Annotated in this window: 13 protein-coding genes and 1 pseudogene; 3 read left to right on the top strand and 11 right to left on the bottom strand. The window is 61.3% G+C overall.

Translation table 11 applies throughout. The features are described 5' to 3' along the window. Positions 1 to 247: 247 nt before the first annotated feature. Together BUS12_RS30905 and BUS12_RS30900 are read left to right on the top strand one after the other, a co-directional pair. Positions 248 to 1,402 carry a pyridoxal phosphate-dependent aminotransferase gene (locus BUS12_RS30905; protein WP_074301134.1) on the top strand — a complete coding sequence of 385 codons (1,155 nt, stop codon included), beginning with the start codon at positions 248 to 250 and terminating at the stop codon, positions 1,400 to 1,402. Between the two features lie 76 nt (positions 1,403 to 1,478). Next, on the top strand, positions 1,479 to 2,261 hold the full coding sequence (locus BUS12_RS30900) for an ABC transporter substrate-binding protein (RefSeq protein ID WP_074301133.1): 783 nt from the start codon (positions 1,479 to 1,481) through the stop codon (positions 2,259 to 2,261). 7 nt (positions 2,262 to 2,268) lie between these two features. On the opposite strand, the gene BUS12_RS30895 is transcribed toward BUS12_RS30900, so the two are convergent. The 5 genes and pseudogenes from BUS12_RS30895 to BUS12_RS30875 form a co-directional block, all read right to left on the bottom strand. Next, positions 2,269 to 3,618: an FAD-dependent oxidoreductase gene (locus tag BUS12_RS30895; protein WP_074301132.1), complete on the bottom strand. Its 1,350-nt coding sequence runs from the start codon at positions 3,616 to 3,618 to the stop codon at positions 2,269 to 2,271. Beyond that, positions 3,615 to 4,274: a PadR family transcriptional regulator gene (locus tag BUS12_RS30890; protein ID WP_074301131.1), complete on the bottom strand. Its 660-nt coding sequence runs from the start codon at positions 4,272 to 4,274 to the stop codon at positions 3,615 to 3,617. The genes BUS12_RS30895 and BUS12_RS30890 overlap by 4 nt, the downstream gene beginning before the upstream one ends. A gap of 81 nt (positions 4,275 to 4,355) precedes the next feature. Beyond that, positions 4,356 to 4,871, bottom strand: coding sequence for a hypothetical protein (locus tag BUS12_RS30885; protein ID WP_143788499.1), 516 nt, complete (start codon positions 4,869 to 4,871; stop codon positions 4,356 to 4,358). A gap of 322 nt (positions 4,872 to 5,193) precedes the next feature. Beyond that, a pseudogene (locus BUS12_RS30880) lies at positions 5,194 to 6,384 on the bottom strand (dicarboxylate/amino acid:cation symporter); the annotation flags it as partial. Next, positions 6,368 to 7,030, bottom strand: a complete 663-nt coding sequence (locus BUS12_RS30875) for a GntR family transcriptional regulator (protein ID WP_171991758.1) — start codon at positions 7,028 to 7,030, stop codon at positions 6,368 to 6,370. The gene BUS12_RS30875 and the pseudogene BUS12_RS30880, both read right to left, overlap by 17 nt. Positions 7,031 to 7,298: 268 nt before the next feature. Between BUS12_RS30875 and BUS12_RS30870 the strand changes: the two genes are divergently transcribed. Next, positions 7,299 to 7,784 (top strand): GNAT family N-acetyltransferase, encoded by a 486-nt coding sequence (locus tag BUS12_RS30870; RefSeq protein ID WP_074301129.1) that lies wholly within the window; start codon positions 7,299 to 7,301, stop codon positions 7,782 to 7,784. A 136-nt stretch (positions 7,785 to 7,920) separates the two neighbouring features. Here the strand turns inward: BUS12_RS30870 and BUS12_RS30865 are convergent, their stop codons facing one another. The 6 genes from BUS12_RS30865 to BUS12_RS30840 all read right to left on the bottom strand — a co-directional run bounded on the left by BUS12_RS30865 (position 7,921) and on the right by BUS12_RS30840 (position 14,488). Continuing rightward, a complete protein-coding gene (locus tag BUS12_RS30865) occupies positions 7,921 to 8,367 on the bottom strand; it encodes a DUF2471 domain-containing protein (protein ID WP_253190234.1) in 447 nt (148 codons plus the stop codon). Further along, positions 8,364 to 8,645, bottom strand: coding sequence for a CppA family protein (locus tag BUS12_RS30860; protein WP_074301128.1), 282 nt, complete (start codon positions 8,643 to 8,645; stop codon positions 8,364 to 8,366). The genes BUS12_RS30865 and BUS12_RS30860 overlap by 4 nt, the downstream gene beginning before the upstream one ends. A 181-nt stretch (positions 8,646 to 8,826) precedes the next feature. Then, positions 8,827 to 9,852, bottom strand: coding sequence for a type VI immunity family protein (locus BUS12_RS30855; RefSeq protein WP_171991733.1), 1,026 nt, complete (start codon positions 9,850 to 9,852; stop codon positions 8,827 to 8,829). 52 nt (positions 9,853 to 9,904) lie between these two features. Beyond that, entirely contained in the window at positions 9,905 to 10,930 is a 1,026-nt protein-coding gene (locus BUS12_RS30850; RefSeq protein WP_074301126.1) for a type VI immunity family protein, read from the bottom strand. Between the two features lie 13 nt (positions 10,931 to 10,943). Next, positions 10,944 to 11,903 carry a VRR-NUC domain-containing protein gene (locus BUS12_RS30845; RefSeq protein WP_143788498.1) on the bottom strand — a complete coding sequence of 320 codons (960 nt, stop codon included), beginning with the start codon at positions 11,901 to 11,903 and terminating at the stop codon, positions 10,944 to 10,946. A gap of 23 nt (positions 11,904 to 11,926) precedes the next feature. Continuing rightward, on the bottom strand, positions 11,927 to 14,488 hold the full coding sequence (locus tag BUS12_RS30840; RefSeq protein ID WP_253190289.1) for a type VI secretion system Vgr family protein: 2,562 nt from the start codon (positions 14,486 to 14,488) through the stop codon (positions 11,927 to 11,929). Positions 14,489 to 14,500 lie beyond the last annotated feature (12 nt).

The following is a 14,500-nucleotide window of genomic DNA, read 5'->3' as shown; positions in this document are numbered from 1 at the left end:
TGCATGACACGGCTCGCTCGCAGCCATCCGCCGTTCGCCCGCCTCCGCCGGTTTCTGCCTGATTCTCCTGAGCCTCTCCTGCTTTCCTCCGCCCCACAGGGCCTGGCGCTCGCCATGACGTAAACGCATGCCGCGCATGACAAAGTATCGATTGTGACCGCGCTTTGGCTGATGCCTAATCGTCAGACCGGCTGGAGCGCATGGGACAAGGCGCTCCGCAGCCTCGCCGTCCGATGGAGAAACCGTTATGCAGAGCGCCTTGCACGCCCGCTCGAAATTGCCCGATGTAGGTACCACGATCTTTACCGTGATCGGCCAGTTGGCCGCGCAACACGAAGCGTTGAACCTGTCGCAGGGGGCGCCGAATTTCGCACCGGACCCGCATCTGGTGGACGGCGTCGCCGCCGCCATGCGCGCCGGACATAACCAGTACGCGCCGATGGCGGGCATCGGTGCGCTGCGCGAAGCGCTCGCCGACAAGGTCGAGACCTTATACGGCGTGCGTTACGACCCGGCTACCGAAGTCACCGTGATCGCCAGTGCGAGCGAGGGACTGTATTCGACGATCAGCGCGCTCGTGCATCCCGGCGACGAAGTGATTTACTTCGAGCCGTCTTTCGACAGCTATGCGCCGATCGTGCGCCTGCAAGGCGCCACGCCGATTCCGATCAAGCTGTCGCTCAGCGATTTCCGGGTGAACTGGGACGAGGTGGCCGCGGCGGTCACGCCGAAGACGCGCATGATCATCATCAACACGCCGCACAACCCGACGGCGACCGTGTTCAGCGATGCCGACATCGAGCGCCTCAAAGCCGTGACCCGCAACACCGATATCGTGGTGCTGGCCGACGAGGTCTACGAGCACGTCGTGTTCGATGGTGCGAAGCATCAGAGCATGGCGTGCTATCCCGAACTGGCGGAACGCAGCGTGATCGTGTCGTCGTTCGGCAAGACGCATCACGTGACGGGCTGGCGGGTTGGCTATTGTCTCGCTCCCGCCGAACTGATGGACGAGATCCGCAAGGTCCATCAATTCATGGTGTTTTCCGCCGATACGCCCATGCAATACGCGTTCGTCGAAGCACTCGCCAAGCCGCAAACCTATCTCGGGCTCTCGGCGTTCTATCAGCAGAAACGCGATTTGGTGGCGCATGCGTTGCGCGACTCGCGCTTCGAATTGTTGCCGAGCGAAGGCAGCTTCTTCATGCTCGCGCGCTTTCGCGGCTTCTCCGAGGAAAGCGATAGCGACTTCGTGTTGCGCCTGATTCGCGATGCGCGCGTGGCGACGATTCCGCTCTCGGCGTTTTACACGGACGGCACCGATTCCGGCCTGATTCGCCTGAGCTTTTCGAAGGACGATGCGACGCTGATCGAAGGCGCGCGGCGGTTGTGTGAGATCTGAGAAACGTCGGATCACGCCGCCGGCACCGAGGGCGGCAGATTCGATGCGACGTCAAATTCAAAGTGAAGAAGCTACGATGAAACTGCTCAAAACCCTGTTCACGCTGGCATGCGCGCTGGCGTCAGTCTCTGCCTTCGCCGCCGATGCCGGCACCTTGCGCTTCGGTCTCGAAGCGCAGTATCCGCCGTTCGAATCGAAAGGGCCGAGCGGTGAGTTGCAAGGCCTCGACGTCGACATCGGCAAGGCCGTCTGCACCACGGCGCACTTGACGTGCAAGTGGGTCGAAACTTCGTTCGACGGCCTGATTCCCGCGCTGCAGGGCCGCAAGTTCGATGCGATCAATTCGGCGATGAACGCCACCGAGAAGCGCCGCCAGGCGATCGATTTCACCAGCGTGATCTACCGCGTGCCGACGCAGTTGATTGCCAAAAACGGCAGCGGCCTCGTGCCCACACCCGAGTCGCTAAAAGGCAAGCGCGTCGGCGTGCTGCAGGCGTCGATCCAGGAAACCTACGCGAAGACGCATTGGGAAGGCGCGGGCGTGAACGTCGTGTCGTACCAGGATCAGAACCAGATCTACGCGGACCTGGTGTCCGGCCGCCTCGATGCGACGCTCCTGCTGGCGCCGGCAGGGCAAGCGGCTTTCCTGTCGCGACCCGACGGCAAGGACTTCGCCTTCGTCGGACAGCCTGTGCGCGACGACAAGATTCTTGGCAGCGGCATCGCGTTTGGACTGCGCAAGGGCGACACCGCGCTGCGCGATCAACTGAACGCGGCGATCGCGAAAGTGCAGGCCGACGGCACAGTGAAGACGTTGGCCCAGAAGTATCTGGGCAATATCGACGTCTCGCCGAAGTAAGCTGACCTCATGCGTTCTGCGGAGTCTGATCGGCGCTGCGAAACGCGTTTTCCGCGTTGATCAGGCGACGCTTGAGCATAGGTACGTTGTTCACCACGCGCAGACCGGTACGCATCGCGCCGAGCGCCACGCGCCCGACCACCGGACGATGCAGCGCACCGCGATCGTCGAACTGCTTGCGCGATTCCGCGACCGCGTGAAATCCGTAGCGGCGCATCTCCGCCTCGTATCCCGCGACCGCGTCGTGCCCCGACAACCTGCCGCGTTGCGCGTCGCCGAGGCGGGCGGCCAGCAGCGCCGCATCGCGTAAGGCGGTGTTGGCGCCGATGCCGCGGCCTGGCGTCATCAGATGCACCGCATCGCCGAGGACGGTTACGTTGGTCGTGGGCCAGGCGTCGACCGGCAGCGAGGTGCGGACATCGACGCTGAAGGCCGTGCTCGAATCCGACGCGCGAATCAGCGCGCGCAGGTTGGGATGCCAGCCGTCGGTGATTTCGGTGGCGAGCGCGAGCAGGGCCGGTTGTCCCAGCGACTTCGGATCGGCCGGCAGATTGCGCAGCGCGCCCCACACACCCCACATCAGATAGTCGCGGCTGTTGTCAAACAGCAGACCGGGCCAGCGCGCGAGCAGGTCGGCGTCGCTGCTGCCGATGCCTTCCTTCAGCCCGTCCACTCCCCACGGGAATTCCATCACGTGAACGATGCCGCCGAAACCCTTCGGGGCATTGATCAGCGTGATGCCGTCCAGCACCTTGGGCGGCAGTAGCGCGCGCGTCGCCGCGCTCATCGGCACCTTGGCCGCGATGCTGACGATGCCGGTGTTGGCGAGCCGCGCGTGCGGCAGCAATTGACGGCGCACCTTCGAGCGCGCGCCATCCGCGCCGACCAGCAGATCCGCAGTGGCGTGAGTGCCGTCGGCGAAATGCGCGGTGACGCTGCCGTCCGCGTGTTGTTCGTAGGCGGTGAAGGTCTTGTCGAAGTGAATCTGCTCCTCCAGGCCGGTGAGCAGAACCTGCCGCAAGGTCATGCGGCTCACGGATTTGCCGCCGCTCAGCGCTTCGTCGTCGATCGGTACGGACAACAACTCGGTCATGCGCTCGGTCAGGATATTGAAGTGGTGGGGCGTGCGTGCGCACGTCGCGAGGAAGGTCGCGAACAGATCGGGCGGCAGACACGCCTTCAGCGACGCGACGCCCTGTTCGTTGATGCCGACACGATAGCCCTGCAGACCGTCGACGCGGCTGCGATCCCGTTCGTAGACGGCGACCTTGAGGCCGGCCTGCGTTAGCCCGTGCGCGAGACACAAACCGCCCGTGCCGGCGCCGATGATGATGACATTCAAAGGTTCGCGGCTCATGACTGGCTCTCCTTCCTGGCGGCGGGTTTGACTTGCTTGTAGGTGGTGGCGTCGGCGGGCAGGATGAAGCGTTGGGCGATTTCTTCCAGCCACTCAGGGCTCCATGTCAGCGTGCCGGCCTTCAGGTCTGCGACTACCGTACGTACCCACTCCAGTTCTGCTGTCAATTGCGCGCGTACCAGTTCGCCTTCGAGCAGGAACAGGCGCGGCACCTGGACGGCGTTGGCTTCGTCGGTCATGGCGTCGATGCGGACCAGTTCGCGCTCGAGCGCGCCGACGCGGGTTTCGAGCTGGCGGCGCACGTCGTCGGGGGACAGCAGCGGCAGGAAGGAGAGCGCGGCCGGGAAGGCCGGGAATTCACGCGCGGGCTGGGCAAGCTGTTCTCGCAGCCACAGGCGGGCGGTGTCGCGGCCGGCTTCGGTGATTTCGTAGACCGTGCGCTCCGGAAAGGCGCCGTCGCGCCCGGTTTCGCGGATCGCGATCAGGTCGCCGCGCAGCAGGCGGTCGATGGTCTGGTAGAGGCTGTTGCGCTGGCCGACGTTGATGACCTCGTCCTTGCCGCGCGCCTTGATGAGCTGCTGCATCCGGTAGGGATGCATCGGGGCTTCGGTGAGCATCGCGAGGACAGCAAGCGCGAGCGGAGAATGACGAACCATGGGCTATGACTAGTGTGAATGTATCTAGTCATAATATAACTATCGAGATAAGCTTGGCAAGCGCTCTCCGAGTACGTCCTTCTATTGTTCTTCTATCGGGTCGCCGTGGTAGAAGACCATCCAGTCGCCGAAGAACCGTCCGTCGTACGGAATGGTGCTGTTCACGATATCGATGACGACTTCGTCCTGCACACCGATCAGGGCGTCTTCTCCTTCCGCCTCGCTCGGCGCGGGAAAGAACAGTCTCGAGGTGGCCGGATCCGCGAAGCGCAGGTAGAGATGGGCGGCGTACGCGGTTCTGACGTGACACAGCGGTCCAATCGCGGGGCCCGGGTAGCCCAGTCCGCCCAGTGGCGTATCGAGCTGGTTGCGGCCATGAAGCAGCCCCAGATAGAGTCCGTGGGGCGCATCTTTCATCTTGCCGTAGAGCGGCAGCGCGCGGTCGTCGCGGCAGAGGAAATGCACATGGTCGATGGAAGGATGGGCATCCCGTAGAGCGGAGACACGAGGCGGGACGGTTGCGAGGTCACCTTGCAACGCAGTGTGTGCGCCGCGCGGCGAGCTTGCGTCAGGTAGCTGGAGAAAAAAAGAAGCCATGGGATTCTCGCGTTAAAGCGTTCGTGGTCAGATTGCTTCGGGTCGCCACCTTCGCGCCGTCCGTTATGCCGCAAAAACTCGGGCAATACCTCTCCATCGCAACGCCCGTGGCAGCTTTGCCTTGGGACGTTGCGCGAGGGTGTGCTTGCCAGTTGCTGCCGTGACGCCGATCGCCGCGTGATGCTTCGTGAGCGGCCGGGTGGTGTCAGGCGCGACGGTCCAACCGTGTCGCGGTTGAAAACTCGCCCACCGCCGGGATGTCGCCCAGCCCTGCTTCCCTGCCGCCGGCGTATCCGTCCTGATCCGACTGCGGTTGGTCCACGCCGGAGATTCGCATTGCGACGACGGTCGCAACCGAACTGCCGTACACGTTCAGGGCGGTTCGACCCATGTCGAAGAATGCGTCGATTCCGAGGATCAGCACGACGGCCTCAACCGGCAAACCGACCGCCGTCAGCACGATGGTGATCGCAACGATCGCTCCGGACGGAACGTTTGCCGCGCCATCGATCGTGATGATCGTCAATACGACCACCGTCAGCATCAGCGGCCATGTCCAGACGAGGTGGTAGGCGTCCGCCAGGTAACCCACCGCCAGCGCTGTGTAGAGAACGGCCCCGTCCCGGTTGAATATGTAGGACAACGGCAGAATGGTCGACGCCACGGAGGGCGGCACGCCCATGTCCGTCAGTTTCTTGAGATGAACCGGAAACGTGATTTCCGACGAACGCGTGGTGAAGGCGAGAATCAGCGGCTCGCTCACGTGCTTGATGAGCGCGATGGGCGACCGGCCGATCAGCTTGACGATCGCGCTGAGTAGCACGGCAAGAATGGCCATGCCGAGATAGGCCACGCCGAGCAGCTTGAGCAACGGCATGATGCCGGCGAGTCCCTTCGATGCCAGCAGCGTGGCCATGCCGGCGAAAATTGCGAGCGGCGAGAGCGCGACGATCCACTGCGTCATTTTGAAGAGGGCCGCCAGCATGGACTCGAGTACCGCAATGAAGGGCACGGCCCGTTCCTCGATCGCGGATAACGCCGAGCCCAGCAGGACACCGAAGACCAGGATCGGCAACGAGTTTCCGGCCGCCAGCGCCCCGACGATATTGGCCGGCACGAGATCGACAACGAACTGCGTCCAGTCGAGGCTGCTAGCCAGGTTCGCAGGCATCGCGGCGGTATGCGTGAGACCCGCCCCAAGGCCCGGCCGGAAAAACATGTTCAAGCCGAGACCGAGGACGCTGGACACCACGGTCATCACCAGGAAAAAGGCGATGCTCAACGCTGCGGTTTTTCCCAGACGTCCGCGTTCCACGCCCATCTTGAACACGCCGACAGTGACGGACAACAGGATCAGCGGCATGACGACCATCTTGATCGCATGTCCGAAAATGGTGACGACAAACGCAAGCTTGCTGCCTACGCTCGGAACAAGAATTCCGGTCAGTACGCCTAACACCAACGCAATCAGCATTTGCGCCGGAACGGAGATTCCTTTAGTTCGAAGATTCATGTTGGCCTCGGATGATCTGGATTCGCGCATCGGTTCCATCCACAATGTGATTCCACATATGACGTCGTGCTTCTTCCGGCTCTTTGGCGGCGATGGCGGCGTAAATGTTCAGATGCTCCAGCGTGCCCCGGCGCACGGTAGCGGCGTCGCTGCGCGGCAACTCGTTGAGCGCCAGACCGGTTTGAGCCCGTAGCCCCGCGTAGGTCGTGAACAGGCGCTCGTTTCGCGAAGCCGCAAACATCTCTTGATGGAACGTCCAGCCGGTTCGCTGCTCGTGCATCAGGTCGATCGCTTCGGTATTGATGATTTGCCGCAACTGGTCGATCGCCTTGATCATTCCTTCAGTTGCGCCGTTGATCGCAGCGAGATAAGCGGCCGTGCTCTCGAGGGCGAGACGCACCTCGAAAATTTCGCGCAGGTCGTTCGTGTCCGGCGCGGCGACGTAGGTGCCTTTGCGCGGAACCACCTTCACCAGTCCTTCGACAACCAGACGTTGTATCGCAGAACGCACCGGCGTATGCCCGAGCATCAGTTCGTCTGCGATGCTCCGTGGCGATACCGGTTGATCAGGCGCGAGCCTGCCATCCAGAATGCGTGAGCGGATCTGGGCGTATGCGGCTTGCGTATCGGATGGGGCGTTTTCCAGCATCTGAGATCTCAGTTGAATTTCTTATAGGACAAATTTGAGACGAGCCAAGCGTAACGTATGGCGTGATCAAGCGAACCTGTCAGCCCTGACAGGATGGCCCGATGCGGCTGCTGAAGTTTGTTGGACGGTATTGCGCTGTTGAAGCGGACCCGGTAAGTTCGCTCGGGTTATTTCATTCGATGCCGGCAGGTGAAAATTTCGCCATGCACTAGATGGCTATCGGTCACTCAACTGCTCCACCTTGCAGCGTGGATATTCTCGAACCATGTCCCAGCATCGCACGCTTTTCTCGGTTTGCTCCGTTCCGGCTGAATGGGTTTATCCGCTACGCAGCGCCGTCTTATTGGAGGGGCGATCCGATTCGTGCCGCTTTCGCGGAGACGATGAGGCGTCGACCCTACACCTCGCGGTTTATCAGGATGAACGAATCGTTGCGGTGGCGACGGTGTGTCGCGAAGCGCTAAGCGGTTCGGTTAGCGACGCCGAATGGCGCTTGCGCGGCATTGCCGTGGAGGAAGGGTTGCGCGGATATGGACTTGGCCGCTTACTGGTCAAGCTGTGTCTCGATCACGTTCAAAAGGAAGGCGGGAGACTGGCCTGGTGTACCGCGAGAGAGACTGCCCGGAAATTTTATGAGCTGCTGGACTTCGTTTCCTTCACGCCGCCGTTCACGTTGCCGTCCAGAGCAGGTGTTCGGTTTTATGAAATGCACCATGTGCTGCCCGGTGGGCACGGGCCGGATGTGGATTGATTCGGGTTGCTTAGTTTTTTGGGGCGTGGGCGCGTTTGCGCTGGTTGATGGCGATGCGCGAACACGCGTCCAGGTGGCACTCGCCACCTGGACAAATCTATTCTGATGCGCCGAACTTCGGCGCATCATGATTTCGTTAGTCAGACATCGCCGTGCTGGTTGCCTCGGACTGCACTAACTCTCGCACGATCAGATACACCGCCGGCAGGTCGTCATCGTCGCGCCGCCAGTCGACGGGCTCGTCGAGATCGCCACTGCACAGGCGACTGTCGTCAAACCTGGCGAACATCATTCGGATGGTTTCTTTGTTCCGTGCCCGGAAGCCCGGATTCTCGAACACTTGCTCGTCTATGGTTTGCAGCGTGCGCCAGGTGGGCGACCCCGAGCCGCTCGGATAGGCGCGCCGGCCACTGCCGATATGACGCTTCGCCACCGTGACGATGACCTGCTGGAGGTCAAGCGAGGCGGCTCGCAGTTCACGTTCCAGGGCGACTTGATTGACGTTACCGGATTCTGTTTCGAGTGCAGTGGCGTTGATCATGATGTTGTTTTCGTCAAAAGGCTGGGCAACGGATTGCGTCAAACGTGACGCTTTAACGGTGTCTCGCCACGCTGCGCGAGCAACTGACGGATCTGGGCGAGGTAGCTATCGCCGACCGTGCAGTCTTCTACAGGACGGCTGCGCTGATTGGGCGCCGGCGGCCGCACCCCCAGATAGCGGCACACCGCGGACAGATACGGCTTGCCGTGACCTCCCAGATGCCGCGCGGCACTCGCCACGCGTACGTCCCCAACGTGCTTGCACAGCCAGGCAAGCGTTTCGCTGTCATCGTCGTTCAAGATGCGTATGAGGTGGTTCATGGCGGACCCTGTATATGCATACACATGTAAATTTATACAGTATTTTGGTGGGATGCAAGGGGATTGGAGATTTGGGGTGGTGGCGGGGTTGTTTGGAGGTTATGCGGGCGAGCGGTTCGCGGGTAGGGCGTGCAGACGAACGGTGGGACTCGTCTTCCTCGGAAGCTAGTTTTTGTGTGATTCAGGGTTGATGCGGCGGCCAGATGCCGGGGGCGTCGAAGCGGCGTAGCCATAGGTCGGTCAGGTGGCGGTTAAAGCGTAGCTCGCCAGCGTTTGAGCCTAGGCCCATCGAACGGATTACCGTCGTCCTGACGTCGCGGACGACCTGGTTGACGGCGACGTACAGCGGCGGAGCGCCATGGGCAACCGGTCCCATTTCCGGGCCATCGCCTGCTCGGATCACCAGCCCTCCACCCGCGAAATCGTAGAACCGGAATGCCGGATCGGTGAGGTGCGAACGGATCGCCTGATTGCCGCCCAGCTTCTCGACGTAATGCCCACCCAGCACCGTGTACCAGTTCACGCCCTTTATGCCTTTCCAGCCTTCCGTCATTAGGCCAGTAGAGACTGGATCGTCGATTTCCAGCCCGTAGTACTGCTGCGCAAGCTTCAATTCGTAAGGCTCCCAACGGGCGAATTCATGGGGCAGCGCAAGCGCAAGACCTGCGTATCCATGCGTCGCGTTGAGCCGGTTGCAGCACTTGAGCAGAAAGTCATGAAGGGCAAATTTGCCGCTATCCCACTGTCCCTTCTGAGCCGCGTCGCACGCGACCCAGAAGCTGAGATAAGAACCATCATCACCCATGGTCTGCTGCCAGTCTGGGACCGTTAAGCACTCGATTGCATGGTCGCCAACGTAGTTCTGGTTAAAGCTCCCCATAAAGCCGAGCTCCAATTCGTCATCGGCTTTAACGTTGGTGAAAGCATCACGTGTGACCTCGATCAGACGTTCATCGAAATACCACGGGGTCGGCTTACCTCCAGTAGGCTGTGGGTCCCAGCCCCATTGCAGTCCCTTGCCGAAAGCAGCGAAGTAGTCGTCAAAGCATGCCCTGAGCGCCTGTCGGATCGCCGGCGTATGCCCGTCGCGGAACGATAGCGTGGCGCGCAGTACCAGTTTGACAACGTAGCGATAGTCAGGCTCCGGGCTGTCTGGGGCGACGTAGTCGCAGTCATAGGCGTAATCGGAAAGCTCGGTGAGTGTCATGGATAACGTTAGATCAGGGAGAGGCGAGCCATAACGCATCTCGGCATAGTCGTCAGGGTTGATGCGGCGGCCAGATGCCGGGGGCATCGAATCGGCGCAGCCATAGGTCGGTCAGGTGGCGGTTAAAACGCAGCTCGCCAGCGTTTGAGCCTAGGCCCATCGAACGGATTACCGTCGTCCTGACGTCGCGGACGACCTGGTTGACGGCGACGTACAGCGGCGGAGCGCCATGGGCAACCGGTCCCATTTCCGGGCCATCGCCTGCTCGGATCACCAGCCCTCCACCCGCGAAATCGTAGAACCGGAATGCCGGATCGGTGAGGTGCGAACGGATCGCCTGATTGCCGCCCAGCTTCTCGACGTAATGTCCGCCGAGCACTGTGTACCAGTTCACCCCCTTGATGCCTTTCCAGCCTTCTGTCATCAGGGCAGTAGCTACTGTCTTGTCGATTTCCAGCCCGTAGTACCGTTGCGCAAGTTTCAGCTCGTATGGCTCCCAACGGGCAAATTCATGGGGCAGAGCAAGCGCAAAACCGGCATAGCCGTGCGTCGCGTTGAGTCGGTTGCAGCACGTGAGCAGAAAGTCATGCAGCGGGAATTTGCCGCCATCCCATTGCCCATTCTGAACCGTGTCACACGCCACCCAGAAACTGAGATAAGAACCATCATCGCCCATGGCCTGCTCCCAGTCTGGGACCGTTAGGCATTTGATCCCGTAGTCACCTATGTAATCGGGATTCAGACCGCTCATGAAGCCAAGGACCATGCCATCGTCTTCCTTGACGTCGGCGAAAGCTTCGCGGGTGACCTCGATCAGACGTTCATCGAAATACCACGGGGTCGGCTTACCTCCAGTAGGCTGTGGGTCCCAGCCCCATTGCAGTCCCTTGCCGAAAGCAGCGAAGTAGTCGTCAAAGCATGCCCTGAGCGCCTGTCGGATCGCCGGCGTATGCCCGTCGCGGAACGATAGCGTGGCGCGCAGTACCAGTTTGACAACGTAGCGATAGTCAGGCTCCGGGCTGTCTGGGGCGACGTAGTCGCAGTCATAGGCGTAATCGGAAAGCTCTTCGGGTGTCATGGATAACCTCGGATCAGGGGGCGGCGAGTAGCACTAGCGAAGCGCCACCGGTTTCGGGAGCGGCGGCAATCGCGAGAACGACAAGCACGCCGGCCAGCACGACTGGCCACCCATGTACTTGGCTGGTCGGTGTTGCCTCCAGCGTTTCACCAATTGGACGCATTCCTTGCGGATACGGTGCAGGCTGAGGTTGGATCGGAGCTGAACGCCTTGAGGTCATACGTGCGGGCGCACGGACCGGAACGGGGGCAGCAACCTGTCCGGGGCGCCGCCGCTTCTCGCGGCACTTGCAACTCAATTCGGGATCCGAGTGCTCAGGTTGTAGCTGGTTGAATTCGCCCTCGCCAGCAATTTTTGCATATGCCCGCGCTTGCAACTCGTCGAGAGAATCCCCTTCGAATTTGATTTCTACAATGCGCTCAATGTTCTGCTGCACCGGAATGAAGTGCCGGATATCGGCAGCCCCAGCCTTCAGTTCAGCCAACAGTTCGGGCGGGCATCTGAGCACTATCACATCGGGAATACGCAGACGCTTGCCGCCGGCTGTTTCCAGCTCCCGCCGCGTAAGCGGATCGCCGGCTGCATCGGCGGCCTCCTCCGCCGCGACCCGAGCGGCCCGGTTAATCGACTGCAACGCCGACAGCGGAAAGGTGCTTGGCCGGGTTTCTTCGCTGGCCGACATGATCGGGGCGGGTGGCCTCTTCGTCATGTCGTAACCCACCTCACCCTTGTATCGCCAGTATTGCTTCTTGAGCCGGTTGTCATCCCATATCGAGCGGGTCACCGTGCGCTGATACATGGGATAGCCGCGGCGATTGGTCATCGGCTCAAGGAGCGCAGGGCAGCACTTGCCGCAGAGGTAGCCCTTATCGAGCGGGTTGGCGAGCGGCGCCACCGGCGTGGTGGCCTCAGGCCGCGTCTGGTCACCACCATACTGCGGTTCTTCGGCACGTTTTGGAGGGCGAGATCCCATGTCTGTCCTTGAAGAAATACGTGTCAGTCGATGCGGTTAATGGTGTTGTCACCATCGCAGACCTGGTTTCCACGACCGTCGCAATAGTGCAGGTGGTAATCGTCAATCGCCGTGCCGGCAGCCTTCACCTGAAGTCGTTCTGCCGGGCTAGTGACGACCAGCTTGGTCACGCCGGCTTCTGAGGCCGTCCCGGAAAACCGTCTGCCGCTCGCCGTCGTAATCTGATACGCGGCACCTGCAAGTGGACTGCCATCGGCGTGGTTGACCAGCTTGAAGTCCTGCTCGTAGAGATTGCCGTCAGGCATGATGGGAAAAGTCGGCTGCATGGATGCCGCGCCCTGCTTGCCCCAGAACGCGCACTTCTCGTAGATATCGCCAGGGGTACCGCTTTCGATGTGATTGGCGTTGATCTGGATATACGACCCACCTGCGCCAATCCAGACTTCGTTTTTCGCACTCAGTACCAGCCTGCCCTCAGTGCTGGTGATCGTGACGTCCTTCAGTGCCGCCAGCGCCATTTCATCGCCTTGCGCCTGAATCTCCACCTTACCCTTCGACGCGAAGAGCTTCATTCCGAGTTTCTGCGCGAACAGCGACACCGCTTCACCGGCCGCGACCGTCAATTTCTTTAGTACTCCGATGTCCATGCTGCCACCGGCTGTAAAAAACAGACTCCTTTGCGACGTCAGTTGCAGGTGATGGCCCGAGACCATGGCAATGCCTTCAGGAGCGCTCATCAGCACGCCCGCGCGCGCCAGTCCCTTGAGCGTGTCGTCCAGTAGTGCCTGCTGCCCGGCCATATCGGCTGCGAGTGCCTGTGCGGCTTTCGCTGCGTCGTCCAATGCGCGCATCTGTTGCATCGCCTGTTCCAACTCCTGGACGGCCGCCTGCATATCGAGCTGTTTGCCGCTTGCCGAGGACTGCGCATCCGCCGAGATCAGTACGCCCTTTTTACCTCGCACGGCGACGTGCCCATCCGTGCGCAGTTCCGCTCCCTGTCCCCGCTCCTTGCGGCCGGCATCAACCATATGTCCAAGGTTCAGCTCACTGGTCTGGAATGGCGTGGTCAGGTGGATATGCTCGTTGCCTTCCTTGTCCTCCATGCGCATCTCGTTCTGCGCCGCGGTGCGGATAAGGTTCCGGGTGTGGTTCAGGTTGTTCACCAGATCCGGATGCAGGCTGTCATGCATCGCGCCGATAATGACGGGCCTGTCCGGATTCCCCTGCGTAAAGGTGATCGCGACTTCCGCCCCGTCGATCAGCGGGAAGTGGTGTCCGTAGTTGTCACCGCTGTACGGCTTCGCGAAGCGCACGGGTCGGCTGGTACCGCCCGGACTCCACTCGTCAAGGTCGAACGGCAGCTTGATCACATACCAGCCTTCCGGCGTCAGATAGGCGCGGGTGTAGTCCCCGGGCGATGTGACACGCGCCGGCAGGATGCCGCTGATGACCGGCTGCGCCCACGGATCAACCGGCGTACGCCAGACACGGTCCGACGGAATCGCGGTGAAGGTGTTCGAATACGTTTCACGCCGCCCACCGCTTGAAGAAACCGAGGTGATAAATAGACCATGCGGCGCGTCCTTGGGATTGCGGTCTAGTCGAAGTACCTCACCTGCTTCGATAGCAAAAGCGTTGCCCTTGCCCGTGTAAGCGACCTGCTGCGCCAGATGCGCCTCATGCCGAAGCCGGGCAATGCGCCTGCCTTCTTCCGGCGTTTCGTAGTGCTCACCCCAGCGGCAATCCACCGCGTTCGTGGTCCTGTCGTCGCGCGCCGCGTTCTCTTCGGCAAGCAGTGACACGTCCGCCCGACGATGGTTGTAATCGTTCACCTGCACCGCTTCAGGCACACGCTGCATGTGACGCCTGAGCGACTTGACGGCCTCGGCCCCGACGCTGTTCAGCCCGGCATCACGCCGGAACGGCACGGTGCGCTGATTGCGCAGGTAAGCATCGAGGTCGTCACCGAAGACGATCACCTCGCGGTCCTTTGCCTGTTCGAATCGAAACCAGACACCCTCATCGGCACAGATGCGCTGGATGAACGCGAACGTGGTTTCGTCGTACTGGGTGATGTACTCGTGGCGCCTGTACTTCGCCCGCAGGTTGAACCTGAAATCAACGCCTTCGCGAAAGCCGTAGTGACGCAACGTGTCGGCGACGATCTCCTGCACCGACTGCTTCTGGAACAGACGGCTCGTGGTCGCGCGGTCGAGGTCAGCGGTGCGCGGCCTGATCACCAGCCTGTAGCGTGTCTCATCTGCCGACGTCTCCAGCTCGTCGAAGTCCGTCACGATGCCGTGGATCGTGCACGCCGGCGGCTTGTCGCTGAACTTCTCCGCATTCTCACCAAACATCCTGCGCAGATAGTCGGCATCCGGATCGATGGGATCGATGATGAACTTCGCGGGCCTACCCAGTACCTGATCCATCGGGATATCAGCCACAGGACTCGTGAACTCGATCTCGTACCTGTACAGCCGGCTGAGCGCTTCCTCGCCTTCAAACCTGAATACCGAGAACGGCGCCGGATGCGGCGCGAGCTTGACCTCGTAAGCCTGAGACGGCAAAACCATCGATTTCATGAAATGCATTTT

It is taken from the genome of Paraburkholderia phenazinium, from assembly GCF_900142845.1.
GTDB classification, from domain to species: Bacteria; Pseudomonadota; Gammaproteobacteria; order Burkholderiales; family Burkholderiaceae; genus Paraburkholderia; species Paraburkholderia phenazinium_A.
This window is presented reverse-complemented; position numbering and strand designations above follow the sequence as displayed.